Genomic DNA, 26,435 nt, shown 5'->3' with positions numbered 1-26,435 from the left:
ACGCGCTTGCGAAGATCCAGAGAGTACGGCTTGCCCATCCATGCTGGCCTCCGTCCAGCCAGCATGGTGAATCAGAAGCAAGCTGATTTGGGAATCCCAAATCGATTCAACCTAACCCCATCCCGCTTTAGCCGACCTCGACAACACTGAGACGATCGGCCGGCTGCATCTCGCCGAGGCGCTCTCCTACCGCGCACTCGCGGAGGATGTACGCCAGTTGGCGTAACGCGCATCCGTATCAACCCGGCGGTAACGAGTTTCCTTTACGCTCTGCAAACCATAAGGCCCACGCGTTCATCTCGGCCGTTTTCCCGGCCTTGCGCGAGTCCTTGGTGAGTAGAGTGTCATGTTGCGTTTCAAGATCCTGGCTTCGGTTGTTCCCTTGATGGCAGCGGCGATGCTGGCGCGCGGCGGCCCCGGATCAGCATCGCATCCCTGCATCGCCGTCGGCGAGACCCCGGTCGAGCTCGCATCGGTGCCCTGGACCGCCGGCCTGCACGTTGCTTTCTCCGACGACCCTACCCGCGCCACCGTCCGCGTACAGATCACCGAGACGCCGGAGGCTGCGGACTTCGTCCTGGTCGACGACACCCCAACTTCAGAGACGGACGCCTGCCAATCGAGCGCGGCAACGCGCCTCGTCGCGATCTCCGCGCATCCGAGCAGCGATGCCCCGGTGATCTATCTCTCCAGCGAGGGCCCGGCCGACTATCGCATCTATGTGCGGTCGAGAACGTTCTCGACCCGCGATGCCGCCGCGCTGATCGTTGGCGCGGCCGGCGGGCATCGACACCTGCAGGCGGCCTCGCTCTGAGACGTTAACGTCTCATCAACCCTGTTTCGAGCCGGCCGCAAAACCTCAAACTGTTCGCAAGGTCGGACGACACATCGTCACCGAGGGCGGGCAAAGGAATTTCTTTCAGGAAGGGTCAGGATCGTTGGCGATGGGTCGGTCGTTCCGGATCAAAGTGCGCATGCGTCGCTTCAGGCGCCGCCATCCCAGGATCGCCTTCGCGATCCGCTCCTTCATGATCTTCTCGGCGACGTTCGGCGGCGCCTACGGCTTCATCGCCGGCAGCCGGGCCGAGAAGTCCGGCTACGATCCCAACGCCTTTGCGATCGGCGCGAGCTTCCTGTTCGCCCTCGCCTGCCTTGGGCTTGCCACGCTCAGCATGCGGCTGCGCTTCGTCAACAAGCGGCTGCGCACGCTCGCGACGCATAACGAGGCGCTGGTCGATCGCAATTGGGAGCTGAAGGAAGCTGAAGAGCGCGCGCGCAGCCTCTTTGAATCGCAAGGCGATCTAATCGTCCTGCGTGACCACCACGGACGAATCACCTTTGCCAACGACGCCTATTGCGAGCTTGCCGGCCAGGCGCGCGGCGCGTTGATCGGCACGCGCTTTAATTTCGACGTGCTGGAGCAGGGCGACAGCGCACTCGAAAGCAATGGCACGCGCATCCACGACCAGAGGATCGCAACACCGATCGGCGCACGCTGGGTCGCCTGGCGCGAGGGCTTCGTGCGGCTGGATGCCGGCCAGCCGGCCGAGCTCCAGAGCGTCGGCCGCGACGTCACCGATCGCACCGAGAGCGAACGCGCGCTCTCCGAGGCCCGCGACCAGGCCGATGCGGCCAACCGTGCCAAGTCGCGCTTCCTGGCGATGGCCAGCCACGAGATCCGCACGCCGCTCAACGGCATCATCGGCATGAGCAGCCTGTTGCTCGACACCACGCTGACGCCGGAGCAGACGACCTATGCAAGGGCGGTAAAAACCTCGGGCGAGGCGCTGACCGCGCTGATCGAGGAGCTGCTCGATTATTCCAAGATCGAGGCCGGCAAGCTCGACCTCGAGCAGCGTCCATTCGCCTTGTCGACCCTGATCGAGGAGATCACCGAGCTGCTCGCGCCGCGTGCGCAGTCAAAAAACCTCGAGATCGCGGCGTATGTCGACGAGCGCCTGCCGCTCGACGTCGTCGGCGATGCCCCGCGGCTGCGCCAGGTGCTGCTCAATCTCGCAGGCAATGCCATCAAGTTCACCGCGCATGGCGGCGTGGCGCTGATCGTCGAGCCCGGCCTGTGGCCGAACGAGATCAGCTTTCTCGTACGCGACACCGGCATCGGGATCGCGCCCGAGGCGCAGTCGCGCATCTTCCGCGAATTCGAGCAGGCCGACGAGCGCGTCGCGCGCACCTATGGCGGCACCGGCCTTGGCCTTGCGATCAGCGAGCGCATCGTCAAGCGCATGGGCGGCCGGATCACGCTGGAGAGCGAGCCGGGCAGGGGCTCGACCTTTGAGGTCTCGACTCCGCTCGCACCAGCCCAGGCCAGCACGGGACAAACCACGTTTCCTAGTCCCGACCTCACCGGCAAATCGATCCTGCTGATCGCCGCCCTAGGCATCGAGGCGTCGCTGATCGCGCGGCGGCTGGAGCGCTGGGGCGGCCAGACCTGCACGGTCTCGGACGTCGACGCCGCACTGGCGCTGCTGCCGGAGCGCTCCTGGCATGCCGTGCTGATCGATCGCGCGTTCGGTCCGGAGGTGGCGGCGCGGCTTGGCGACGCGGCCCGCGGTCACGCCGCGCAACGGCTGGTGCTGCTCACGCCCGCCACGCGGCACGAACAGCTCTCGCCGGCATTCACCGGCTACCTGGTGAAGCCGCTGCGTGCCGCCTCGCTCGCCGGGCGCCTGTCGCTGACGCCGGAAGTCGCCTCGCCCGAGCTCGCGCCGGAGCCACCGGCCGAGGCATCCATGACGCCGCCCGCAGTGACAAAGGGTCTGTCGATCCTGGTCGCGGAGGACAACGAGATCAACGCGCTGCTGATGCGATCCCTGCTGACGCGGCTTGGGCACCGCGTCGTGATCGCAACCCATGGCGAAGCGGCGCTGGAATCCTGGTTAGCTGCGAAATCCGCAGGCACACCGTATGATCTCGTGCTGATGGATATCCAGATGCCGCAGCTCGACGGCATCGAAGCGGCCATGCGCATCCGCACGCATGAAGCAGGTGAGGACGGCCGCCGCACGCCGATCCTGGCGCTGACCGCGAACACGCTGGTGGAAGATCGCTACGCCTGTTTCGAAGCGGGCATGGACGGATTTTTGATCAAGCCCCTCGACCGCGAGAAGCTGGAGGAGGCGCTCGCCGGCCTCGCAGCGTCACGGCATGTGGCGGTGTAGCCACGACCGACGCCGCGGTAGGGTGGGCAAAGCGAAGCGTGCCCACCATCTCCCACGAATGCAACAGAAGTGGTGGGCACGGCACGCGAAGGGCGCGCCTTTGCCTAGGCACTTTCATCGGCGCGCGCAGCGGCCCGGCAAAACCTCACTCGCCGATCTGGTCGACCTGCTTGAAATGGTCGCCCTCGACCACGTTGACGAAGATGACGGCCGATTTGTTGTCGCCCTTCTCGGTCCATTGCACCGGCCTCGCATAGGCGATGCCCTGGAAGGTCAATTTTCGCAACGCCGCTACGACGTCGGCACGCGTTGGCGCGCCTTCCTTCGCCTTGGCCGCTTCGGCGATCGCGGTCATCAACACTCGCGCTGAATCATAGGAGCTCGCGGCATAGTTGTTGATAGGGCCGTACTTCGCCGTGTACTTGGCGCCGAACTCGGACGAGCCGGGCACCGTGCCGATGGCGGGTGCAGCGGAGAGAATGCGAACGCCTTCGGCCGTCGTCGCCGCGCCGTCGGCGGCCTGGATGAAGGCCTTGGTGTCCCAGCATCCGTCGCCGCAGCTGAATAGCTGGGTCAGGCCCTGCGCACGCATCTCCTTGAGGATCAGCGCGCCTTCGCGAATGCCGGCAAAGAACAGCACGTCGAAATCCCGAGGCCACGATTTGACGAAATCGGCAAAATCCTTCTCGCCGACCTTGACCGATTTGCGCGCAACCACGGTGCCGCCGGCGCCGAAGCCCGCAACGAACTGGTCGGCGAGGCCGACGCCATAGGACGTCCCGTCGTCGACCACGAGCGCGCGCTTCTTGCCCAGCTTCTCCATCAGGTAGCGTGCCAACCCCGGCCCTTTCCGGTCGTCGCGATTGGTCAGGCGGAAGATGGTGGCAAAGCCGCTCTCCGTCACTTTCGGATTCGACGCCATCGGCGTGATCACCGCAAGCGAGCAGTCCGCATAGATCTGGCCGGTGGCGATGGCGACGCCACTGTTGACGTGGCCGACCACGCCCAAAATGGCCGGATCATCGCAAAACGCCTTGGCGACCGTCTTTCCGATCTCGGGATCGGCCTTGTCGTCAATCGCCGTCGCAACGACCTTGGCGCCGGCGACGCCGCCCGCCGCGTTGCGCTCGTCGACCGCGAGTTCCGCCGCCTGTTTCATCTCGACACCGAAACCGGCCGAGGTCGTGGTCAAGGGACCGCCGATGCCGATCTTGACGTCCTTGCCGGCCAGTTGCGCGGCAGACGGGTCCATAGCCGCAAGAGCGAGAACGGACACGAGCAGGGGGAGAGCGCCGCGACGACAGGTCATGGTAACCTCCAAAGATCGTTTTAGAGGTATCAGGCTGTCACGCACCCCGTCGCCAGTCAATAATCGATAGATGGTTACAGTTTTTGCCTTGCGCGGGGCTTCGAAAATGCCTGAGATAACGCGGCTTCGTCTGGGGCAGGGCGGTACGGCACGCCGCGGCGAGCTCTTTTTGTGCAATTTGATGGTTACACATGAGCACCATCCCGCGAACCAAAATCGTGCTCCCACCCTCCCGCGCCGGCAGTCTCGATCTCGTCGGCGGCGAACTGGCATGGGATTTCACCAACACGTCGTCGGCACGCGGCTCTGCCGCGCACCAGGAGCACCTGAGGGATTTCGACACGCTGATGCAGTGGGTCGAGCACGCCCGCGTCATGCCGCCCTCCGATTGCGCCTACATCCGTGCCCAGCTGTCGGGCCATCCGCGTCGGGCGCGCCACGCCTTCGGGCGCGCCCTCGAGCTGCGCGAGCTGATCTGGACGATCGGCACCGCGCTCGCCGAGCAGCGGCCGGTCCCGGCCAGGTCTCTTGATCTCTTGTCAGCCGCCCACGCGGAATACCTGCGCCACGCCGAGATGAGGATGCGCCTGGGCAGTTACATCTGGGTGTTTGATCCGCGCCGCGACATCGAGGCTGCGATCCTCGGCCCCATCACGCTGTCCGCCTTGACGCTCTTGATGGAGAAGGACCTCTTGCGCACCAGGCGCTGCGCCGGCCAGGAATGCGGCTGGCTGTTCTTCGACACCACCAAGAACAATCGCCGCCGCTGGTGCGAAATGCGCGTCTGCGGCAACCGCGCCAAGGTGCGTGCCGCGCGTGACAGACAGAGACAGGCGCGAAAAGGCTGAACGGCATCTGGAGGTGTAGCCACAATCGACGCAGCCGTAGGGTGGGCAAAGGCGCTCTTGCGCCGTGCCCACCATCTCTCCACGCATACAACAGAAGTGGTGGGCACGACGCGCGAAGCGGGCGCCTTCGCCCACCCTACAACAACGCGGCTACAGCCGTCGCAGCGCCACGGTCTCCACCACGTGGTCGGCGCCCTTCTTCAGGATCAGCGTCGCGCGGGGGCGGGTGGGCAGAATGTTGTCCTCGAGATTGGCGAGGTTGGTACGCTCCCAGATCGCGAGCGCGGTGGCGGTCGCTTCCTCGTCCGACAGCGGCGCATAGCGGTGGAAGTAGGACCTGGGATCGGTGAACGCGGTGTCCCTGAGCGCCAGGAAGCGCTTCACATACCATTGCCGCAGCGCTGCTTCGTCAGCGTCGATATAAACCGAGAAGTCGAAGAAGTCGGACACGACCGGCACCGCCTTGCCGTCACGCGGCAGCTTGCCGGTCTGCAGCACGTTGACGCCCTCGACGATCAAAATATCCGGCTGGTCGATCTCGACCCACTGGTTCGGCACGATGTCGTAGGTCAGATGCGAATAGACCGGCGCGCGCACGGGGTGGCGGCCGGCCTTGATGTCGGAGAGGAAGCTGAGCAGCAACGGCAGGTCATAGCTCTCCGGAAAACCTTTTTTCTGCACCAGGCCCTGCCGTTCCAGCACCGCAAGGGGATAGAGAAAACCGTCCGTCGTGATCAGGTCGACCTTCGGCCGCGGCGACCAGCGCGCGAGCAAGGCCTGAAGCACGCGAGCGGTGGTGGACTTTCCGACCGCGACGGAACCCGCGACGCCGATGATGTAAGGCATCTTGCGATCGCGGATGTTGAGGAACTGGCGCTGCGAATAATACAGGCGCTGCATGGCGTCGACATAGATCGACAGCAGCCGCGACAGCGGCAGATAGATGTCCTCGACCTCCTGAAGGTCGAGGCGGTCGTGCAGCGAGCGCAGGCGGTCGAACTCGCCCGGCTCCAGCGTCATCGGCGTATCGTCGCGCAATCGCGCCCATTGTTCGCGCGTATAGACGCGGTAGGGATTATAGATCTGCTCGGGTGCGCGGATATCCATGACGCCGCTTCTCCACTAGAGCACGATCCGGAAAAGTGTGAAGCGGTTTTCCGTAAAGATCATGCTCGAATAAAAACCCTACTCGCTCTTGCGCGCTGCCTTCTCTTCCAACCCCGACATCGAAGTGCGCTTGTCCAGCGCCGCCTCGACCTCTTCCAGCTTTACGCCACGCGCCTTGAGCAGCACAAGGAAGTGGTAGAGCAGGTCGGCGCTTTCAGCGATCAGATGCGCGCGATTGTTTTCGACTGCTGCGATTACGGTTTCGACTGCTTCCTCGCCGAACTTTTTCGCGCAATGTTCCGCGCCCTTGTCCAGGAGCTTGCGGGTATAGGACGCCTCGCCACCAGCCGCAGCGCGGGCTTCGATGGTTGCGGCCAGATCGTGGATCGTGAAACGCGACATACGAAATACTCAGAAACACATGGCCAGCCTCATCGGCCGGTCCAGACTTGCCTGTGTAGCATTTTTGCGAAGCGGAGTCGTCAGGCATCCAGCCGCATTGGCAGACCGCGACGGGCCATGTGGTCCTTGGCCTCGCGGATTGTAAATTCCCCAAAGTGGAAGATCGATGCCGCCAGCACCGCGGTCGCATGGCCGTCGCGGATGCCGTCGACGAGATGATCGAGATTGCCGACGCCGCCCGAGGCGATCACGGGAACGGGAACGCTGTCGGCGATCGCCCGGGTCAGCGGGATGTCAAAGCCCTGCCTGGTGCCGTCGCGGTCCATCGAGGTGAGCAAGATTTCACCAGCACCCAGCGACACCACCTCCTGGGCATATTCGATGGCATCGATGCCGGTCGAGTTGCGCCCGCCATGCGTAAAGATCTCCCAGCGATCGGAGCCGCCGGGGCGCTTGACGCGCTTGGCGTCGATCGCAACCACCACGCACTGCTCGCCGAACTTTTCGGCGGCCTCCTTGACGAACTCGCGCCGCGACACCGCGGCGCTGTTGATCGAGACCTTGTCGGCGCCCGAGCGCAGCAGCGTCTTGATATCATCGACCTTGCGCACGCCGCCGCCGACGGTGACCGGCATGAAGCAGGCTTCCGCGGTACGCCGGACCACGTCCAGCATGATGCCGCGGTTCTCGTGGGTCGCGGTGATGTCGAGAAAGCAGAGCTCGTCGGCGCCGGCCGCGTCATAGGCGATCGCCGCCTCGACGGGATCGCCGGCATCGCGCAGGTCGACGAAGTTGACGCCCTTGACGACCCGTCCGTCCTTGACGTCGAGGCAGGGGATCACGCGCACCTTGAACATCTGTCGTCTCCTACAGCATGATCCGGAAAAGTGCGAAGCGGTTTTCCGAAAAGATCATGCTCAAGCAAAAACCTAAAGCGCGACGAAGCTTCATCCCGATTTCGTCGCGCTTTAGGCGCGCGCGTTGCGGATCAGGGTGAGGGCAGAAGCGGGATCGAGCCTGCCGTCATAGAGCGCACGGCCGGCGATCGCACCCGCAAGCTTTTTCGCCCGCGGCGTCAGCATGGCCTTGACGTCCTCGATCGAGGCGAGGCCGCCGGAGGCGATCACGGGGATGGAGATGGCGTCGGCAAGCGCAATCGTGGCATCGAGATTCAAGCCCTTCAGCAATCCATCGCGCGCGATGTCGGTGAAGATGATGGCGGCGACGCCGGCATCCTCGAAACGCTGCGCGATCTCCAGCACAGTCACCTCTGAGGTCTCGGCCCAGCCTTCGACGGCAACCTTGCCATCTCGGGCATCGAGTCCCACGGCGACGCGGCCGGGGAATTTCTTCGCCGCGCTCTTCACCAGCTCCGGGTCGCGCACGGCGGCCGTGCCGATGATGACGCGCGTGATGCCCTTGGCGAGCCAGGCCTCGACGGTCGCGAGATCACGAATGCCGCCGCCGAGCTGCACCGGGATCTGAAGCGTCTTCAGCATGGCCTCCACGGCCTGCGCGTTCACCGGCTTGCCGGCGAAGGCGCCGTCGAGATCGACGACGTGGAGATATTCAAATCCCTGCGCGACGAAGCTCTGAGCCTGAGCAGCAGGATCGAGGTTGAACACCGTGGCGCGCGCCATGTCGCCTTGCTCCAGGCGCACACACTGGCCGTTCTTGAGGTCGATAGCGGGGAAGAGGATCACGGCTTCCATCTCAGAAAGTTCGAGATCAGGGCGAGGCCGAAGCGCTGGCTCTTCTCGGGGTGAAACTGGGTGCCGATCGCGGTGTCCCTGGCCACGATCGCCGTGACCGGACCGCCATAGTCGGCGCGCGCGAGCACGTCCGCCTCGTTGGCGGCATTGAGGTGGTAGGAGTGCACGAAATAGGCGTGCTGGCCCTTCGGGCCGAGCGGCAGCTTTTCCAGCACCGGGTGCTCGCGCAACACCTCGAGCGTGTTCCAGCCCATATGCGGAATCTTCAGGTTCTCGTCGCGCGGCGTGATCTTCTCGACGTCGCCCGCGATCCAGTTCAAGCCGTCCGTCGTGACATGCTCCTTGCCTCGGCTCGCCATCAGCTGCATGCCGACGCAGATGCCAAGGAAAGGCCGCGCCTTCACGCGCACCGCTTCAGTGATCGCCTCGACCATGCCGTTGACGGCATCAAGCCCACGACGGCAATCGGCGAAGGCGCCGACGCCGGGCAGCACCAGGCGATCGGCGCCGTAGGCCTGATCCGGATCGCTCGTCACGAAGACCTTCTGGCCGTCCGCCATGCTGCGCGCGGCGCGCTCGAAGGCTTTTGCGGCAGAATGCAGATTGCCGGAACCGTAATCGATGATGGCGACGCTCATCGTGACCCTCCCGGTTCTGGAAACAATCCGATAATGCCACCGGATGGAAGCGGCGGCGGGTTTGAGAATGGCTGCCCCGGGACGCTCCGGGTCGGCGGTGGACCGCCGCGATCGACGGCCCACTGATCATTGACGATGCCGCGCTGTGTCTTGCTCCAGCGCTCGAAGAAGCGGCGCTCGGCAGTGTCGTGATCGTCGGCGATGACGACATCGAGCTGACGCCAATTGCCGCGCGACAACGTCCAGCGGCGCAGGCTCGACGCCTCGAGGCCCATCAAGAGGGCCAGGACGATATCTGCAAGGAAGATCGAGGAGCGGCCGGCGCCAACGCTCGAAAGCCCAGCCTGGAACGCTGCAAAGAAGATCACCCAGCCGAGCAGCGCCAGCCACAGCCGGTGCCACAATAGCCAGAACGGGCCGAAGACCATCGCCCAGAAATGAAAGCCGTCGCGCACGAAGACGAAGTTGTCCGTCGCGCGCAGGTCCGCGCCGCTGGGGCCGGGAGCATGAACTGTGTAGGCAGGCATGTTGGATGCCCCGTTCTTAAGAAGATATTTGATACCGCCGGCGGCGCTCATCGCCGCGAGACGGAGCTGTCAGCCGCCGAGCGAGCCCTTGGTGGAGGGCACTTCGCCCGCCGCCCGCGGATCGATCGCCACGGCGGTGCGGAGCGCCCGCGCCAGACCCTTGAAGCAGGATTCGGCGATATGGTGGCTGTTCTCGCCATATAGGGTCTCTACGTGGAGAGTCACGCCGGCGTTCATGGCGAAGGCCTGAAACCATTCGCGCACGAGCTCGGTGTCGAACTCGCCGATCTTGTCGCGGGGGAAGTCGGCCTTGAACACCAGGACCGGGCGGCCCGAGATGTCGATGACGACGCGCGACAGCGTCTCGTCCATGGGCATGTGGACGCTGGCATAGCGGGTGATGCCCGCCATGTTGCCGAGCGCCTGCTTGACGGCCTGGCCGAGCGCGATGCCGGTGTCTTCGGTCGTATGGTGATAATCAATGTGCAGGTCGCCCACTGCCTTGACCGTGAGGTCGATGCGGGAATGGCGGGCGAGGAGATCGAGCATATGGTCGAAAAAACCGATCCCGGTCGCGATATCAGACACGCCGGATCCGTCGAGGTTCACGGATACCTCGATGTCGGTCTCCTTGGTCTTGCGCTTGATCGTCGCAGTGCGCATTGAAGCGAGCTTTCACTCTTAGGTGTGAGCATGATCTCCTCGGAAAACCGGTGCCCACTTTTCCGGATCATGCTCGTTCGGGCCGAAAACGGCGGTCTTTTAACAGCCAAATGACGCCTTCGCTACTGCGGGATGGCCGGGGCAGGGCTCTACTTCCGCCTATGGTGAGCGGAATTGGCCCGGAGCGGCCTTTGTGCGCCCGTTGTGCGCTGGTTGTGCCTTTGGGCCGGACCGCCTAAATCAGGCCCGACAACGAGGTACTTCATGCAGGATCCGCAAAACAGCTCGGTCTGGCACGGCACGACGATCGTAACGGTTCGCAAGGGCGGCCGGGTGGTGGTCGGCGGCGACGGCCAGGTCTCGATCGGCCAGACCGTGATCAAGTCCAACGCCAAAAAGGTCCGCAAGCTCGGCAAGGGCGACGTGATCGGCGGCTTTGCCGGGGCCACGGCCGACGCCTTCACACTCTTTGAGCGGTTGGAATCCAAACTCGAGCAATATCCGGGGCAGCTGACCCGGGCCGCGGTCGAGCTTGCCAAGGACTGGCGCACCGACCGGTATCTGCGGCGGCTCGAGGCCATGATGATCGTGGCCGACAAGGACGTCTCCCTGGTCCTGACCGGGACCGGTGACGTGCTGGAGCCCGAGGCCGGCGTGATGGCGATCGGCTCGGGCGGCAACTATGCGCTGGCGGCAGCGCGCGCCCTGCTCGACACCGACAAGGACGCCGAGACCATCGTCCGCCGCTCGCTCGACATCGCCGCCGATATCTGCGTCTACACCAACCGCAGCGTGACGATCGAAAGCCTGTCGAGCGGCTAGAGGATCCATCTGTGGACGAACAGCGCAGCTCCGGGCTCGGTCTAACCTCTCCCCCTTGCGGGAGAGGTCGCGCCGAAGGCGCGGGTGAGGGCTCTCGCCTCTTGGGGGCTCTTGCTAGCGGAGACACCCTCTCCCCAACCCTCTCCCGCAAGCGGGAGAGGGGGCGCACCACCGATGGGGCTGCTAGATGTCCCTTACCTATACCTTCCGCCCGATGATCGCGGCCGACCTGCCGCTGATCCGGCGGTGGCTGAAAGCGGCCCATGTGCGGGAATGGTGGGGCGATCCGGATGAGCAATTTGCCCTCGTGAGCGGTGACCTCATTGAGCCCGCGATGGACCAGTTCATCGTGTTGGCCGAGGGCAAGCCGTTCGGCTATCTTCAGTGCTACAGCCTGACTGCGTGGAATACGGGCTTTGGGCCGCAGCCGGAGGGGACACGTGGCATCGACCTTTTCATCGGTGAAGCCGACATGATCACACGCGGGCATGGCTCGTCGTTTATCCGGCAGTTCGTCGATGAGAAGCTGCGGCAAGGGCTCCCGCGCATGGTGACCGATCCTGATCCGCTGAACGTTCGCGCCGTGCGCGCCTACGAAAAGGCGGGTTTTGGGCCAGTCGGCATGGTGCAGACACCCGACGGGCCGTCGTTGCTGATGATGCGCAATCCATGACCTCAGCGCCAACCCACGCCATCAAGACGGCGGTTTCACCGATCTACTGGATCGGCATTGCGCTGTTGCTGCTGGCGCTGCAGGCCTCGATTCTGCTTGCCATGGGCCGGGTGCCGATCTGCACCTGCGGCTATGTCAAGCTCTGGCACGGCGTGGTGAACAGCTCGGAGAATTCCCAGCACATCGCCGATTGGTACAGCTTCTCCCACATCCTCCATGGCTTCCTGTTCTACGGATTGACCTGGCTGCTGTTCGCGCGCCTGCCGTTGCTGCAACTATCCTGGCCGGCACGGCTGATGATCGCGATGCTGATCGAAGGCAGCTGGGAGATCGTCGAGAATTCGCCCTTCATCATCGAGCGCTATCGCGCCGGCACGATCTCGCTGGATTATTACGGCGACAGCATCGTCAACTCAGTTTCTGACACGCTGTTCATGGTGCTCGGCTTCCTCACGGCCCGCGTTCTGCCGGTCACGATCATCGTCCTGATCGGGCTCGCTTTCGAGCTCATGATGGCGCTCCACATTCGCGACAATCTGACGCTCAATATTCTGATGCTGATCCATCCGATCGAGGCCGTGAAACAATGGCAATCCGGTCCGCCGATCATCTGACCCTACCAAAATGCGACTTGTCCCGGCCGGTTTCTGACCCTAGCTAAGGTCCCATGACAGACTTCTCTCCCCGCGAAATCGTTTCCGAACTCGACCGTTTCATCGTTGGCCAGTCCGAGGCCAAGCGCGCCGTCTCGATCGCGCTGCGGAACCGCTGGCGGCGCCAGCAGCTCACCGGCTCGCTTCGCGAGGAGGTACTGCCGAAGAACATCCTGATGATCGGCCCGACCGGCGTCGGCAAGACCGAGATCGCGCGGCGGCTGGCCAAGCTCGCCAACGCGCCGTTCCTTAAAGTTGAAGCCACCAAATTCACCGAGGTCGGCTATGTCGGCCGCGACGTCGAGCAGATCGTGCGCGATCTCGTCGAGGTCGCCATCGCCCAGGTGCGCGAGAAGAAGCGCAAGGACGTGCAGGCCCGCGCCCAGCTTGCCGCCGAGGAGCGCGTGCTGGACGCCCTCGTCGGCGCCAATGCCAGCTCCGCGACGCGGGAATCCTTCCGCAAGAAGCTGCGCGCCGGCGAGCTCAACGACAAGGAAATCGAGATCGAGACGCAGTCCACCGGCGGCGGTCTTCCGATGTTCGAAATCCCGGGCATGCCGGGCTCACAGATGGGCGCGATCTCGATCGGCGACATCTTTGGCAAGCTCGGCGGCCGCACCAAGACGCGGCGACTGACGGTCGAGGGCTCGCACGAGATCCTCGTCAACGAGGAATCCGACAAGCTCCTGGACACTGACCAGCTCACGCTGGAGGCGATCAGCGCGGTCGAGAACAACGGCATCGTGTTCCTGGACGAGATCGACAAGATCTGCGCACGCGACGGTCGCGTCGGCGGCGACGTCTCGCGCGAAGGCGTGCAGCGGGACCTGCTGCCGCTGATCGAGGGCACCACCGTCTCGACCAAGCACGGTGCCGTCAAGACCGACCACATCCTGTTCATCGCGTCCGGCGCCTTCCACGTCGCCAAGCCCTCGGACCTCTTGCCGGAATTGCAGGGCCGCCTGCCGATCCGCGTCGAATTGCAGGCGCTGACCCGCGACGACATGCGGCGCATCCTCACCGAGCCCGAGGCCTCGCTGATCAAGCAATATGTCGCGCTGATGCAGACCGAGGGCGTGATGCTCGACATCACCGACGGCGCCATCGATGCGCTGGCCGACATCGCGGTCGCCGTCAATTCGACGGTCGAGAACATCGGCGCGCGGCGGCTTCAGACCGTGATGGAGCGGGTGCTGGACGAGATTTCCTTCACCGCGCCCGACCGCAACGGCGAAACCATCCGGATCGACGCCGACTTCGTGCAGAAGCACATCGGCGACCTCGCCAAGAACGCCGATCTAAGCCGGTTTATTTTGTAATTTCGGGCGGTCGCGCTAATTATGCCGCTGTCGTCCTGGCGAAAGCCAGGACCCATAACCACCAGCGGTCCTTGTTGAAACAGATGGCGGCCCCAGTCTCGGCTCAAACAACCTCCTGTGGTTATGGGTCCCGGATCAGCGCTCGCTACGCTCGCTTGTCCGGAACGACGGCGGAGAAAGCTCTCCCCAGCTCGGGTGCGGCGTGACCGTACGCATCCTGCAAAACCCCTGGCGCCTGCTGCTCGCGATCAACGCCGCCGTGATCGCCGGCGTGTTCATCCATAAAATCCTGCTGCCGCCCTACGTCCCCTACATCCACCTGCTCGTCGACTATCATTTCGGCTTCATCAAGCGCGCGCTGATCGGCGCCATCGTCGGGCTGTTCACGACCAAGGTCCCGGTGTGGCTGGTGTTTGCGCTTGGCGGGGCGACGTGGCTGGTGACGCTCTGTCTGTTCGTTCAGCTTTTCCGCAAGGTCTTCGGTCTCAACGAGAAGACCCTGCCGCTGTTCGTGTTCATCGCGGGCTCGCCGTTCTTCCTGAAAAATTTCATGCATACGCTCGGCCATTTCGACATCTACGGCTGTGCGCTCGCGATCGTGCTGCTGCTGATCCCGGCACGCTCGATCCTCCATGTTGCGCTGGCAGCGGTGTTCTCGATCGTGCTGATCCTGATTCACCACATTCATCTCCTGATGTATGTGCCGACGATCATCATGATCGTCGTCGTCAGGCATTATGTCGCGCACGGCACCAATCGCGCGAACGTCGCGTTCGGGCTCGCGGCGCTGCTTTGTGTCAGTACGCTGTTCTTCGCCGCGCAATTTTTGGGAACGATGCCGGTCCCAGAGACCGATTTCGTCGCCCATCTGAAGAGCCGGATGGCTGATCCTGCGCGTACCGATCTCCTGCAATTCAGCTACATCTGGTATCAGCCCCTGGCGAAGGAGCTTGCGGATACCTGGGGCCGTATGCCCCACAACATTCTCGGCGTGCCCGTCTTTGCGCTGCTGATCTGGCTGCACATGCCACTCTGGCGTTATTTCGCGGGCCTGATCCACGCGCTCGCCGATGCGACGCACCGGCGTCTCGTCATCGCAGGGCTTGTCGGCGTCAGTCTCGCCTATGTCGTGATGTTCGCGATGGTGTTCGACTATTCGCGCTGGATCTCGAACTGGGCGGTCTGCATGTTCCTGATCCTGCACGCGGTGAAGATGCTGCCGGCCAGGCAGGAAGTGCTTTCGATTCCAACCGAGGACCGCAAGACGAATATCTTCGGTGTGATCATCACCTTGATCCCGCGCGTCGGAATCGTGCGGCCTTTTTAGGGCTACGCAAGGACGCGCCACCTGCCGCCGCGACGGTGCACTCCCTCTCCCGCTTGCGGGAGAGGGCTGGGGAGAGGGTGTTTCCGCATTGGGACACTCCCCGATGTGGAGAGAGCCCTCACCCGGCGCTTCGCGCCGACCTCTCCCGCAAGCGGGAGAGGTCGCAGCGAGCCCGCGACCAAATCGAGTTCTCTAAAACCTCGCGCGCCTGATCCGCACATAAAGCGCGCCTTCGCCGCCATGGCCGATATGAGCCTCTTCAAATCCAACGACGAAGGCGCGGAATTCGGGCAGGCTGAGCCACTCCGGAACCTGCCGGCGCAGCACGCCGCTTTCGCCGCCGGTCCTTCCCTTGCCGGTGATGACGAGCACGAAGGTGAGGCCGTCGTGATGGGCGCGCTGGATGAAGCCTGAGAGCGCGCGATGAGCGCGCATCTGGGTCATGCCGTGCAGATCAAGCCGCGCGTCGATCTCGCTGCGGCCGCGCGACAGCTTTGTGCGCTCGCGCTTGCCGAGCGGCGCGAGAGGCGGCACAGCCGACTTTGCCACGCGGGGAGCCGGCGTGGGGGCAATGGGCCTTGCAGGCGCCGGATGCCTCGCCGCCGGCGCAGCCGGCAAACCGTCGGAGCGCGCCGCCGCCTCCGCCTTCGTCAGGCGAGGTTTGCGGAGCGGCTTGACCTGCTTGGCAACCGCGTCCCACAGCGCGCGCTCGTCCTCGCTGAGCGCGCGGCGGCGAGGCGAGGGCGGCGGGTCCAGGACAGGCGGGCGGGACGATCGCTTCATTGCGGGCTGGAATGACGGCGCACGTGCTTGCGCTGCTCGCGGGCGGGCTTGATGTTGGGACGCGGCTCCGGCAGTGGCACGGGGCTCGCCACCGCGACGGTGGCATCCTTGGCTTGTGACACGGTGGTCGACGCCGCACCAGCTTTCCCGGATTCAACGGCTTTCGCCGTTTCAGTTTGCGGAAACAGCTTCGCGATCTTCTCCGAGGGTCGCGGATCGGGCAGGGGCAGCCTCGAACCGCGCGCAACGGGATCGAGGCCTTTTGGCACCAGCATCACGAAATGCATGTTGTGGCGCAGCCGTCCCGAGACGCGGCCGGCTTCCTGGCCGGCGCCGAAATAGAGATCGGCGCGAGCGGGGCCGATGATGGCCGATCCCGTGTCCTGCGCGATCATCAGGCGATGGAAGGGCGTCTTCGATTTCTCGGAGTCGATCGGCAGTTCGCCCTCGATGAAGAACGGCGTGCCATAGACATGCAGCGATTTGTCGACCGCAATCGAGCGGCCGGCCGTCAGCGGGATGCCCTGCGCGCCGACGGCCTCGTCCTTGTCGGACAGATTGACCTGGCGGAAGAAGATGTAGGAGCGATTCTGGCGGCGGAGCTCCTTGGCGCCGTCGGGGTTTTGCGCCATCCACTCCCTGATCTTCTGCATCGACATCTCCTCCTTCGGGATGATGCCGCGCTCGATCAGGATGCGCCCGACCGCCGTGTAGGGATAGCCGTTGTAGGCGTCGTAGTTGATCCGGATGGACGAGCCGTCGTCGAACTTGATCCGCGCCGAACCCTGGATCTGCGCGAACAGGAGGTCGGTCGGGTCCTTGAGCCAGGCGAGCTCGAGTCCGCGGCCGACGATCGCGCCATCCTCGATCTCGCCGCGGTCGTAATAGGGCACCAGCCTGCGGCGACCGATCTTGCGGTACACCGGGCCCTTGTTGGGCAGGCTCAGCGCATCCTGCTTGAAGCCGCGCACGAACAGGTTCGAGGGGCGGCGATAGACCGGGACGTTGTAGACATCGGTCTGGACGTGCGAGCCGTCGAGCACCGGCTCGTAGTAGCCGGTCACGAAACCGTCGGCCTCGCCGAGCCGCGAGATCCGCAGCGGCGAAAAATGCTCCTCGAAAAACGTTTTGGCTTTGCTCTCGTCGGAAAGATCGAGCGATTTGGCGATCCGGCACGGCTCGCCAAGCGAGCCGCCGATGGCTTTGGGCTCGACGACCGGCGGCTGCTGCGCGGCGATCGATTTGCAGCTCGCGCGAAACGCCTTGTAGGCCGCGAGATGATCGTCATCGTTCCAGCCGGCCACCTCGGACCAGGCGAGGGGGAAATATTGCGCGCCGGGAATTTCGAACGGCAACGCGAGCTGGGGGTAGGGCAAGGCCCGCGGTGGTGGGGCGGCGATTTCGGGAGCGATGCGGCTGTGATGATGACGGCGCGCCGCTTCAGCGCCGAGTGAAAACGACGACAGCGCGACGGCACCTGCGCACAGCGCCGTCGCACAATTTGTCAGGGCTGACTTAATGCGCGCTTCCGGTGCCAACCAGCTTCCAGTTCGGATCGCGAGAGGTGGTGTCGCGGGCGAAGGTCCAGATATCGGTGATGTCGGCGACCTTGTCGGCGTTGCCGTCGACGATGTTGCTGCCCTTGTCGCGCGTGACCGAAATCATCTGCGAAACGAAGCGGACGGTGAGCTGCGCGGTGCGGTCGCGCATCTCGGCGCCGACCAGCTCGGCCTTGTCGATCGAGACGAAGCGCGTCTCGGTCTTCTGCTCGTTCTTCTCGCGCTCCTTGATCGCGGCGTCGAAGCTCTCGAACACTTCCGAGGACAGGAGGTCGCGCAGCGACCGGCGGTCGCCATTGGCAAAGGCGAGCACGATCATCTCATAGGCGCTGCGGGCGCCCGACAGGAAGTGGCGCGGGTCGAAGGACGAGTCCTTCTCGACGATCGCGTCCAGCCCCTGGCCCAGTGCAGTGCCTGGCTCAGTCAGGCCCTTCCAGCGGTCGGCAGGCTGCGTGACGTCGGCGGTCGGCGCCAGCGGAGCCTGATCGATCACCTTGCCCGGCATGGTCACGACGTTCTTGTCCTGGGCACCCTGCAGCGCATTGCGGGCGGTGCGGTCGAACGGAGGCCGTTCGTTGCCGGTCCGCTGCCCCAGCACGCTGCGCAGGCGCAGGAAAATGAAGACCGCCAGCGCTAGGAAGATGATGGTGTAGATGTCCACGTCGTGTTCGCTCTCTGGTCTCTGCTCAGGGTCTTCGCCGGGAAAATCAGTCCGGCCAGTCAACCGTTCCATACAGGAACGGCAAAGCCACATCACCTTTTTAGGTCCGCATCAGATCCAAGCGATGTAGGCACGAAATCTAGTCCGGCCAATGGCGCCTTTTGGCACAGTGCGAAGTGTAGCGCGTTTTATCCTTAAGGGGAAATCGGATCCTGACTGGAAATCGCGCATCTTCAATCGTTTAAGATGTGCTCCGTCGGGCCAGAACGGGTAAGGGGCCACCCTTTTCGGTGATGTTAGGAGGCCGAATCCGGGGCCGTTCGTCCTTGTGGAACGAGGCGAGCCTATGTTAGCCAACCGGCCGCGATATCAGGCCCATTCGGGTAAGGAGACATTTTCATGACCAACGGAAACGGCACCCCCGAGGCAGGCCAGGCTCCGCAGCTCAACGTGCTGGCGCAATATACCAAGGATCTGTCGTTCGAGAATCCGAACGCGCCGGCCTCGCTTCAGCCGCAGAGCCAGCAGCCCCAGATCAACATCCAGATCAACGTCAACGCCAACAACCTCTCGGAACACGAGTACGAGGTCGTGCTGTCGGTCGAGGGCAAGGCCGAGACCGCGGGTAAGGTGATGTTCTCGTTCGAGCTCGCCTATGCCGGGGTGTTCCGCATCGTCAACGTGCCGCAGGAGAACCTGCATCCGCTGGTCATGATCGAATGTCCGCGGCTCTTGTTCCCGTTCGCGCGCGAGATCATTGCCACCGCCGTGCGCGACGGCGGGTTCCCGCCGCTGATGCTGGATCCGGTCGATTTCGTCGGTCTCTACCGGCAGAACATGGAGCGGCAAATGGCCGCCCAGGGTCAGGTCAAGCCAAGCTGAGGCTGTAGGCCTAGCAATCCGACTGCGTCACACGCACTCTTCCCCCTCATCCTGAGGAGCCCGCCGGAGGCGGGCGTCTCGAAGGATGGCCGCGGGAGAGATCCGGGCCTCATGGTTCGAGACGCGCTTCGCGCTCCTCACCATGAGGGTTTCGTGGCGCACCAAGACCGCACGAAGACTGAAGACTAGAGCCAGACAGCACCGATCAAGTCGGACTTGCCGCCGGCTGGGCGAGATACTCGTTCCAGATCGCCTTTTCACCCATCGTCGCAATGAAGGCCCGGTGGGCCTCGCGCTCGGCCTCGCTGACGCGCGGGGCCAGCGGCGCCGGTCGCTGCCGCCGTGGCGCATCACCATTCGTGCCGACGCGAATCTCCTCGGACTCCGACGCCAGGATGAGCTGCGACTGCCGGGCGCCGATCAAATCGACATAGACTTCCGCGAGCAATTCGGAGTCCAGCAGCGCGCCGTGCTTGGTGCGGTGGGAATTGTCGATCGCATAGCGCGAGCAGAGATCGTCGAGCCTGTTGGACACACCGGGATGCTTGCGCCGCGCCAGCAAAAGCGTGTCGACCAGCCGCTCGCGCGGGATCGCGGCGCGCTTGATGCGGTCGAGTTCGGCGTTGATGAAACTGATGTCGAACGAGGCGTTGTGGATCACCAGCGGTGCGTCGCCGATGAATTCCAGGAACTCGTCGACGATCTCGTGAAACAGCGGCTTGGCCGCGAGAAATTCGCTCGACAGGCCGTGCACCGCAAAGGCTTCCGCCGGCATGTCCCTTTCAGGATTGATGTAGCGGTGAAAGGTCTGTCCCGTCGGCATGCGATTGAAGATCTCGACGCAGCCGATCTCGACCAGGCGGTCGCCGCGCAGGGGATCAAGGCCGGTGGTTTCAGTGTCGAGAACGATTTCGCGCATGATTCTTGAGGTGCCGGTCAGATGAGCGAATCAGCTTCGCCGCTGCGGCATCTTAACGACCTCGGCCAGGATGTGCTTGATCTGCGCGCGCACGGGATCGAGCCCGTGGGAAGTATCCACCACGAAATCGGCCCGCTTGCGCTTCTCGGCATCGGGCAACTGCTTGGCAATGATGGCGTCGAGCTTTTCGGCATCCATGGTGCCGCGCGCCAGCACGCGCTCGCGCTGAAGTTCCGGCGACGTCGTCACCACCACGACCGCATCGACGCGCTTCTCGCCGCCGGTCTCGAACAGCAGCGGAATGTCGAGCACCACAACGGGCGCCTTGCTGGCCTCGGCCTCCGCGAAAAACCTCGCGCGCGAAGCACCGAGCATCGGATGGACGATCTGCTCGAGCTGCTGCATCGCCGCGGCATCTCCGACCACACGGGCCGACAGCTTTGCACGATCGACCTTGCCGTTTCCTGTGGTGCCGGGAAAGGCAGCTTCGATCGCGGGAGCCGCCTCGCCCTCATAGAGCTGATGGACGCCGGCATCGGCGTCGTAGACGGGGACGCCAGCCTCCGCGAACAGTTTCGCGGTGGTGGATTTGCCCATCCCGATCGAGCCGGTCAGTCCGAGGATCAGCATCAGGTCGCAGCCATCAAAGCATGATCCGGAAAAGTGTGACGCGGTTTTCCGGAAAGATCATGCGCAAACAATAATCTAAAGCGCGATGGCGTTTCATCCCCATCTCATTGCGCTTTTGTCGGTTCACACCGCAACTAGACTCTCGCGCCGCAGGAACGCAAGCAGCGGCAACAGCGGCAGGCCGAGAATGGTGAAGTGATCGCCCTCGATCTTCTCGAACAGATGAACTCCGAGGCTTTCGAGCTGATAGGCGCCGACGCTGGTGGTGACAGTATCGCCGGCGGCGTCAAGATAGGTGGAGAGCTCAGCCTCAGTCATTTGTCGCATGGTCATGCGAGCGACCGAAACATCCTCGAACAGCACAGCGTCGTCACGCGCCACGGCAACCGCGGAGTGCAGCTCATGCGTGCGGCCGGCGAGATCGCGCAGTTGCGCCATTGCCTGAGCCCGGCCTGATGGCTTTGTGAACAGCTGCTCGCCGAACGCCAAGGTCTGGTCGGCGCCGACGACGTAACAGCCGGTACATCGAGCAGATACCGCCTTCGCTTTTTCTCGCGCCAGGAGCAGCGCAACCTCACGCGGGCTCGACAGCTTCGAGGCTTCCTGAACGCCGCGCTCGTCGATATCGGCAGGTCTTGCTTCGAACGCGAGGCCCGCATTCGCCAGCAGCATTTTTCGCGCGTTACTTTGCGACGCCAGGATCAACGTAGATTTGCCGCGCCAGAGCGTCATCGCAAAAAACTCATTCCAAAGGCCGGTTGCGTTGCCGGTCCGTATAGAGCTTCATGATCGCAGCCGCCGTTTCCTCGATCGAGCGGCGCGTCACCTCGAGCAACGGCCAATTGTGCTTGGCGCTGAGCTTTCGTGCGAAGGCGACTTCATCTGCCACCGCCTGCTTGTCGATATAGGTGTCGCTGCTGGCATCGGCGCCCATGGTCAAAAGGCGGTTCTGGCGGACCTGGATCAGCCGCTCCGGCGTCGCGTGCAGGCTCACCACCAACGGCCGGGTCAACGTCTCCAATTGCGCCGGCACAGGAATGCCCGGCACCAGCGGCACGTTGGCGGTGCGGATGCCGCGATTGGCGAGATAGATCGAGGTCGGCGTCTTCGAGGTTCGCGACACGCCGACGAGGACGACGTCGGCTTCTTCCAGGCCGTCGACGTGCTGACCGTCGTCATGCATCATCGTGTAGTTCAGGGCATCGATGCGCTTGAAATATTCCGCGTTGAGCACGTGCTGGGCGCCGACACGACCCGTTGTTGCCGCGCCGAGATAAGCCTCGAACAACTGCATCACCGGGCCGATGATCGACAGGCTCGGAACATTGATCTCCTTGCACTTGCCCTCGAGCCGGGAGACCAGATCCTTCTCCAGCAGCGTGAACAGCACGATCCCCGGCGCCTCCTCGATCTCGTCGAGCACGCGATCGAGCTGCTTCTGGCTGCGCACCAGCGGATAGACATGCTCGACCGGCGTGACGTTGGCGTATTGCGCAGCGACCGCGCGCGCCACGGTGATCAGGGTCTCACCGGTGGAGTCGGAAACCAGGTGGAGATGGAAATAATTGGAGGTCGGCACGAAAACTCTTCGATTGAGGGCTTGGGATGACGGTTGGGTGGTTTGTGAATTTCTGTGGAGCTTAACCCCTCGGAAAGGGTTGTGCGACAGGACGTACGGGATAACGGCCAAGTTTCTTCACATCGCTGCCCGGAAGGACAAGTTCTGGGACAGGGCGAAGGGGAAGCGGGACAGCACCGGCAAGCCTTTTCATAAGCTGCCGATAATTTCTCACAAGCCTTTGAAGATGGATGAATTATCCGCGTTCGCTGGAAGCGCGCCGGGCATGTTGATGGATGTGTACAAGCACCCGCAAAAGACCTGACAGCATTGCGTGAGTCCAATCCACCGTCATTCAGACTCAAACCTTAAGAATCTAAGATTCTAGATTTGAGAAGGGCGCTACGGACGGATATGTGTGCGCTGGAAGAACTTAACGAGTTCTTACTATCCCCAGCCACCCCCGCGCTGGGCGCGAATTCGGACTTTGGAAATGCTCGACGAACTCTACCCCTGGATCAAGGCGCTGCACGTGATCGCCGTCATCTCCTGGATGGCCGGCATGCTCTATCTGCCACGGCTGTTCGTCTATCACTGCGAGGCCGAGATCGGTTCAAGGCAGTCAGAAACCTTCAAGGTGATGGAACGCCGGCTGCTCAAGGCGATCATCAACCCCGCGATGATCGTGACTTGGCTCGCCGGGCTCTATCTCGCGTGGTCCGGCCATTGGTTCACCTCGCCCTGGTTGCACGTAAAACTGGCATTGGTGCTGGCGCTGTCCGCGGTCCACGGCTTTTTTTCCCGCTACTGCAAGGATTTCGCTGCCGACCGGCGTCCGCGGACCCAGAAATTCTACCGTATTATCAATGAGGTGCCCACGGTCCTGATGATCTTCATCGTGATCATGGTGATCGTGAAGCCGTTCTAGGCAAAGTTCGAGGGGCGCCGCTCAGCGCTTCGGCTTGCGGAGGGCCAAGCGATTTTCTATATTGTGGCCATCCCCACCCAACGCAGGCGGATGTGGTTGTGTCCGAGCTTCTTCGAAAGCCGGGCGCCGCATCAGGTTTGAAGCCCCACCGGCACTCACCTTGCTAGACCTGCGGACCTTACCTGCTCACGTCCGCATTTTCGAAGCCTCCTCGCACCCCCCTTCCAAGGTTACCCCACAGGACCACCCCAATGCGGGAAATCAAACTCCAAGACCTCAAGTCCAAAACCCCGGCCGAGCTCGTCTCGTTCGCGGAAGAGAATGGGGTCGAGAATGCCAGCACCATGCGCAAGCAGGAGCTGTTGTTCGCCATCCTCAAGCAGCTTTCGCTCGCAGAGACCGACATCGTCGGCGAGGGCGTCGTCGAGGTGCTCTCCGACGGCTTCGGCTTCCTGCGCTCGCCGGACGCCAATTATCTGCCGGGCCCGGACGACATCTACGTCTCGCCGTCGCAGATCCGCCGCTTCGGTCTGCGCACCGGCGATACCATCGAGGGCCATATCCGCAGCCCGAAAGAGGGCGAGCGCTATTTCGCGCTGCTCAAGGTCAACACGCTGAATTTCGAGGACCCGGAAAAGGCCAAGCACAAGGTCAATTTCGACAACCTCACGCCGCTGTTTCCCAATCAGCGTTTCCGCATGGAGATCGACGATCCGACGCGGAAGGATCTCTCTGCGCGCGTGATCGACATCGTTGCTCCCATCGGCAAGGGCCAGCGCGCACTGATCGTGGCGCCGCCGCGCACCGGTAAAACCGTGCTGATGCAGAACATCGCGCACTCGATCACAGCAAATCATCCGGACTGCTACCTGATCGTGCTTCTGATCGACGAGCGTCCGGAGGAAGTCACGGACATGCAGCGCTCGGTAAAGGGCGAGGTCGTCTCGTCGACCTTCGACGAGCCGGCCGTGCGTCACGTCCAGGTCGCCGAGATGGTGATCGAGAAAGCAAAGCGCCTGGTCGAGCATGGCCGCGACGTCGTGATCCTGCTCGATTCGATCACGCGTCTGGGCCGCGCCTACAACACCGTGGTGCCATCATCCGGCAAGGTGCTGACCGGCGGTGTCGACGCCAACGCGCTGCAGCGCCCGAAGCGCTTCTTCGGTGCCGCCCGCAACATCGAGGAGGGTGGCTCGCTGACCATCATCGCGACCGCGCTGGTCGATACCGGCAGCCGCATGGACGAAGTCATCTTCGAAGAGTTCAAGGGCACCGGTAACTCGGAGCTGATCCTCGACCGTAAGGTCTCGGACAAGCGCACCTTCCCGGCGATCGACATCTCGCGCTCGGGCACCCGCAAGGAGGAGCTCATCACCGATCCGCAGGTGCTCAAGAAGATGTACGTGCTCCGCCGCATCCTCAACCCGATGGGCACGATGGACGCGATCGACTTCCTGCTCGACAAGCTGCGCTCGACCAAGAGCAATGCCGAGTTCTTCGATTCGATGAACACCTGAGCTGGTTTGCTGCAATTTTCGCGGAGGGCGCCTTTCGGGCGCCCTTTTGCGTTTATGCTGCGGCTTTGCTGCACGATGGCGCAGCAAAATTTGAATCCGGTTTGCCGCGCTCAAGATGAATTAAGCTATTGATATAGCTACATAATATTTCTATTTTTGGTAGTTCCGAGTTGTCTGGAACCAAAAACATGCAGCAAAATGCTGCGCTTTATATTGCGACGCAATGCGCAGCATTTACTGCGCAAGGAACGTCCTTCCGGCTCGCGAAGAGACGCAGAAATCGCGATTTGCGTTTTGGCGGGCGCGCAGACAAATAGGCCATGCATCCGCGGGACCAGACCATTTTCGCGCTGTCGTCAGGGCGGCCACCGAGCGCCATCGCGATCGTTCGCGTCTCGGGCACAAACGCGAGCCAGGTCGTCACGAGGCTGGCGGGAGCGTTGCCGCGGCCGCGGCTTGCGCATCACGTGTTGCTGCGGGATGCAGGCGGCCAGGCGATCGATGATGCCGTGGTGCTCTGGTTTCCGGGGCCCGCGAGCGCGACCGGCGAGGACGTCGCCGAATTCCACGTCCATGGTGGTCGCGCGGTGCTCTCGGCGCTGTTCGCAGCTATTTCCGATATTCCAAATGTGCGGGCCGCCGATCCCGGCGAGTTCACCCGCCGCGCCTTCGAGAACGGCAAGCTCGATCTCACCGAGGCCGAAGGCCTCGACGATCTCATCCACGCCGACACCGACCGGCAGCGTCGCCAGGCGCTGCGGCAATTGCAGGGATTGCTTGGCGAACGCGCGCGCGACTGGCGCGAGCGAATCATCGAGGCCTCCGCGCTGATCGAGGCCGGCATCGACTTCTCCGATGAAGGCGACGTGTCAGCGGAATTGCTGACGCCGGCGCGCGCGAAGATCAAAGCGCTATATGACGAGATCGCAAAAGTGCTTGCGGCGCAGGGCAAGGCAGAACGTCTGCGCGATGGCCTCGTGGTCGCGATCGCCGGCCCGCCGAACGTCGGCAAGTCGACGCTGATCAATCAGCTTGCGCGGCGCGAGGTCGCGATCGTCTCGCCCCATGCCGGCACGACGCGCGACGTGATCGAGGTGCAGCTCGATCTCGACGGCTATCCCGTGACCGTCATCGACACCGCCGGCATTCGTGAGACCGACGATCCCGTCGAGCAGGAAGGCGTGCGTCGCGCCCGCGCGCGAGCGGCGGATGCCGATCTTGTGCTGTGGCTGGCGGACGTCGATCGCAGCGAGGAGGGCGGGCCGGCCGGAACCGCGCCGGTCTGGACAGTCCGCAACAAGATCGACCTTCGCCAAGAGGCCTTGGAAGAGACTTTGCAGGAGACCTTGAGGGAGACCTCGAGCGCGGCCTTGAGGTCGGAGGCGAAGAAGGCTAAGGGGCCTGACCCGCGCGCGCGAACGTTTGCGATCTCGGCGCGGCGCGGTGACGGCCTGCCCGAGCTGATCGCCGCGCTGGTCGAGTTCGCCGTCGAGTTCTTCGGATCGAGCGAGGGCGCGCTGGTGACCCGTGCCCGGCAGCGCGACTTGTTGAGCCAGGCCGGCGGCTCGTTGGAGCGGAGCCTCGATCTCCTCGGCGAAGGCGAGGAGCTCGCCGCTGAGGAACTTCGCGCTGCCGCTTACGCGCTGGGCCGGCTGCTGGGGCGGGTTGACGTCGAGGACGTCCTCGGGGCCATTTTCCAAAAATTCTGTATCGGAAAGTAGCGCTAGTTCTTCATTGTAGAACTATCGCTTGTTCCAGTGGGTTCGCTGTCTCACGCGAAACACGGGTCGGTTCCGGTCCGCTTGACGCGACACATTGA

General features: G+C 63.5%; 27 protein-coding genes. 12 read left to right on the top strand and 15 right to left on the bottom strand.

Features of this window, described 5'->3' with window-relative positions; genetic code table 11:
• The first annotated feature begins 346 nt into the window (after window positions 1–346).
• Both SO140_RS25240 and SO140_RS25235 read left to right on the top strand, forming a co-directional pair.
• The gene (locus SO140_RS25240; protein WP_449380339.1) at window positions 347–814 is read left to right on the top strand and encodes a hypothetical protein; all 468 of its coding nucleotides are present in this window, start codon (window positions 347–349) and stop codon (window positions 812–814) included.
• 130 nt (window positions 815–944) lie between these two features.
• Window positions 945–3,179, top strand: coding sequence for a PAS domain-containing hybrid sensor histidine kinase/response regulator (locus SO140_RS25235; protein WP_449380338.1), 2,235 nt, complete (start codon window positions 945–947; stop codon window positions 3,177–3,179).
• Window positions 3,180–3,324: 145 nt separating this feature from the next.
• On the opposite strand, the gene SO140_RS25230 is transcribed toward SO140_RS25235, so the two are convergent.
• On the bottom strand, window positions 3,325–4,488 hold the full coding sequence (locus SO140_RS25230; protein ID WP_449380337.1) for a branched-chain amino acid ABC transporter substrate-binding protein: 1,164 nt from the start codon (window positions 4,486–4,488) through the stop codon (window positions 3,325–3,327).
• 191 nt (window positions 4,489–4,679) lie between these two features.
• On the opposite strand from SO140_RS25230, the gene SO140_RS25225 reads away from it, so the two are divergent.
• Window positions 4,680–5,336, top strand: a complete 657-nt coding sequence (locus tag SO140_RS25225) for a CGNR zinc finger domain-containing protein (protein ID WP_449380336.1) — start codon at window positions 4,680–4,682, stop codon at window positions 5,334–5,336.
• A gap of 150 nt (window positions 5,337–5,486) precedes the next feature.
• Here the strand turns inward: SO140_RS25225 and coaA are convergent, their stop codons facing one another.
• From coaA to hisB, 7 genes are all read right to left on the bottom strand, one after another.
• Window positions 5,487–6,443: a type I pantothenate kinase gene (gene coaA, locus SO140_RS25220; protein WP_449380335.1), complete on the bottom strand. Its 957-nt coding sequence runs from the start codon at window positions 6,441–6,443 to the stop codon at window positions 5,487–5,489.
• Between the two features lie 78 nt (window positions 6,444–6,521).
• On the bottom strand, window positions 6,522–6,845 hold the full coding sequence (locus SO140_RS25215) for a phosphoribosyl-ATP diphosphatase (RefSeq protein ID WP_449380334.1): 324 nt from the start codon (window positions 6,843–6,845) through the stop codon (window positions 6,522–6,524).
• Between the two features lie 80 nt (window positions 6,846–6,925).
• Window positions 6,926–7,702, bottom strand: coding sequence for an imidazole glycerol phosphate synthase subunit HisF (gene hisF / locus SO140_RS25210; protein ID WP_027525124.1), 777 nt, complete (start codon window positions 7,700–7,702; stop codon window positions 6,926–6,928).
• Window positions 7,703–7,813: 111 nt separating this feature from the next.
• On the bottom strand, window positions 7,814–8,557 hold the full coding sequence (gene hisA / locus SO140_RS25205) for a 1-(5-phosphoribosyl)-5-[(5-phosphoribosylamino)methylideneamino]imidazole-4-carboxamide isomerase (protein ID WP_449380333.1): 744 nt from the start codon (window positions 8,555–8,557) through the stop codon (window positions 7,814–7,816).
• Window positions 8,545–9,195, bottom strand: a complete 651-nt coding sequence (hisH, locus tag SO140_RS25200; protein WP_449380332.1) for an imidazole glycerol phosphate synthase subunit HisH — start codon at window positions 9,193–9,195, stop codon at window positions 8,545–8,547. The genes hisA and hisH overlap by 13 nt, the downstream gene beginning before the upstream one ends.
• Window positions 9,192–9,722, bottom strand: coding sequence for a DUF2628 domain-containing protein (locus tag SO140_RS25195; protein ID WP_449380331.1), 531 nt, complete (start codon window positions 9,720–9,722; stop codon window positions 9,192–9,194). Before SO140_RS25195 ends, hisH begins: the two co-directional genes overlap by 4 nt.
• Window positions 9,723–9,791: 69 nt before the next feature.
• Entirely contained in the window at window positions 9,792–10,385 is a 594-nt protein-coding gene (gene hisB / locus SO140_RS25190) for an imidazoleglycerol-phosphate dehydratase HisB (RefSeq protein ID WP_449380330.1), read from the bottom strand.
• A gap of 264 nt (window positions 10,386–10,649) precedes the next feature.
• Between hisB and hslV the strand changes: the two genes are divergently transcribed.
• The 5 genes from hslV to SO140_RS25165 all read left to right on the top strand — a co-directional run bounded on the left by hslV (window position 10,650) and on the right by SO140_RS25165 (window position 15,179).
• A complete protein-coding gene (hslV, locus tag SO140_RS25185) occupies window positions 10,650–11,207 on the top strand; it encodes an ATP-dependent protease subunit HslV (protein WP_449380329.1) in 558 nt (185 codons plus the stop codon).
• Between the two features lie 187 nt (window positions 11,208–11,394).
• Window positions 11,395–11,880 carry a GNAT family N-acetyltransferase gene (locus SO140_RS25180; RefSeq protein WP_449380328.1) on the top strand — a complete coding sequence of 162 codons (486 nt, stop codon included), beginning with the start codon at window positions 11,395–11,397 and terminating at the stop codon, window positions 11,878–11,880.
• Entirely contained in the window at window positions 11,877–12,494 is a 618-nt protein-coding gene (locus tag SO140_RS25175; RefSeq protein ID WP_449380327.1) for a DUF2585 domain-containing protein, read from the top strand. Before SO140_RS25180 ends, SO140_RS25175 begins: the two co-directional genes overlap by 4 nt.
• 53 nt (window positions 12,495–12,547) lie before the next feature.
• Complete coding sequence (gene hslU / locus SO140_RS25170; RefSeq protein WP_449380326.1) at window positions 12,548–13,852, top strand: ATP-dependent protease ATPase subunit HslU; 1,305 nt, start codon at window positions 12,548–12,550, stop codon at window positions 13,850–13,852.
• Window positions 13,853–14,054: 202 nt separating this feature from the next.
• Window positions 14,055–15,179, top strand: a complete 1,125-nt coding sequence (locus tag SO140_RS25165; protein WP_449380325.1) for a hypothetical protein — start codon at window positions 14,055–14,057, stop codon at window positions 15,177–15,179.
• 192 nt (window positions 15,180–15,371) lie between these two features.
• Here SO140_RS25165 and SO140_RS25160 read toward each other — a convergent pair whose 3' ends face one another.
• Genes SO140_RS25160 through SO140_RS25150 form a run of 3 tightly spaced genes read right to left on the bottom strand, consistent with a single transcriptional unit; the run spans window position 15,372 to window position 18,182 of the window.
• On the bottom strand, window positions 15,372–15,962 hold the full coding sequence (locus SO140_RS25160; protein WP_449380324.1) for a Smr/MutS family protein: 591 nt from the start codon (window positions 15,960–15,962) through the stop codon (window positions 15,372–15,374).
• Window positions 15,959–17,500 carry a murein transglycosylase A gene (mltA, locus tag SO140_RS25155; protein WP_449380323.1) on the bottom strand — a complete coding sequence of 514 codons (1,542 nt, stop codon included), beginning with the start codon at window positions 17,498–17,500 and terminating at the stop codon, window positions 15,959–15,961. The genes SO140_RS25160 and mltA overlap by 4 nt, the downstream gene beginning before the upstream one ends.
• The gene (locus SO140_RS25150; protein ID WP_449380322.1) at window positions 17,478–18,182 is read right to left on the bottom strand and encodes a Tim44/TimA family putative adaptor protein; all 705 of its coding nucleotides are present in this window, start codon (window positions 18,180–18,182) and stop codon (window positions 17,478–17,480) included. The genes mltA and SO140_RS25150 overlap by 23 nt, the downstream gene beginning before the upstream one ends.
• A 399-nt stretch (window positions 18,183–18,581) precedes the next feature.
• Between SO140_RS25150 and secB the strand changes: the two genes are divergently transcribed.
• Window positions 18,582–19,064 carry a protein-export chaperone SecB gene (gene secB / locus SO140_RS25145; protein WP_449380321.1) on the top strand — a complete coding sequence of 161 codons (483 nt, stop codon included), beginning with the start codon at window positions 18,582–18,584 and terminating at the stop codon, window positions 19,062–19,064.
• A 205-nt stretch (window positions 19,065–19,269) separates the two neighbouring features.
• Here secB and dnaQ read toward each other — a convergent pair whose 3' ends face one another.
• The 4 genes from dnaQ to SO140_RS25125 form a co-directional block, all read right to left on the bottom strand.
• Window positions 19,270–19,983, bottom strand: a complete 714-nt coding sequence (dnaQ, locus tag SO140_RS25140; protein WP_449380320.1) for a DNA polymerase III subunit epsilon — start codon at window positions 19,981–19,983, stop codon at window positions 19,270–19,272.
• A gap of 30 nt (window positions 19,984–20,013) precedes the next feature.
• Complete coding sequence (gene coaE / locus SO140_RS25135) at window positions 20,014–20,613, bottom strand: dephospho-CoA kinase (RefSeq protein WP_449380319.1); 600 nt, start codon at window positions 20,611–20,613, stop codon at window positions 20,014–20,016.
• A 123-nt stretch (window positions 20,614–20,736) separates the two neighbouring features.
• The gene (locus SO140_RS25130) at window positions 20,737–21,345 is read right to left on the bottom strand and encodes a Maf family protein (RefSeq protein ID WP_449380318.1); all 609 of its coding nucleotides are present in this window, start codon (window positions 21,343–21,345) and stop codon (window positions 20,737–20,739) included.
• A 10-nt stretch (window positions 21,346–21,355) separates the two neighbouring features.
• Entirely contained in the window at window positions 21,356–22,192 is an 837-nt protein-coding gene (locus tag SO140_RS25125; protein WP_449380317.1) for a pyruvate, water dikinase regulatory protein, read from the bottom strand.
• Between the two features lie 472 nt (window positions 22,193–22,664).
• Between SO140_RS25125 and hemJ the strand changes: the two genes are divergently transcribed.
• The 3 genes from hemJ to mnmE all read left to right on the top strand — a co-directional run bounded on the left by hemJ (window position 22,665) and on the right by mnmE (window position 26,337).
• Entirely contained in the window at window positions 22,665–23,099 is a 435-nt protein-coding gene (gene hemJ, locus SO140_RS25120; RefSeq protein ID WP_449380316.1) for a protoporphyrinogen oxidase HemJ, read from the top strand.
• Window positions 23,100–23,350: 251 nt separating this feature from the next.
• Window positions 23,351–24,616, top strand: a complete 1,266-nt coding sequence (gene rho / locus SO140_RS25115) for a transcription termination factor Rho (RefSeq protein WP_027525104.1) — start codon at window positions 23,351–23,353, stop codon at window positions 24,614–24,616.
• A gap of 320 nt (window positions 24,617–24,936) precedes the next feature.
• Window positions 24,937–26,337: a tRNA uridine-5-carboxymethylaminomethyl(34) synthesis GTPase MnmE gene (gene mnmE, locus SO140_RS25110; protein WP_449380315.1), complete on the top strand. Its 1,401-nt coding sequence runs from the start codon at window positions 24,937–24,939 to the stop codon at window positions 26,335–26,337.
• Window positions 26,338–26,435 lie beyond the last annotated feature (98 nt).

The sequence above is a fragment of the Bradyrhizobium sp. UFLA05-108 genome (genome assembly GCF_059803455.1).
This window is presented reverse-complemented; position numbering and strand designations above follow the sequence as displayed.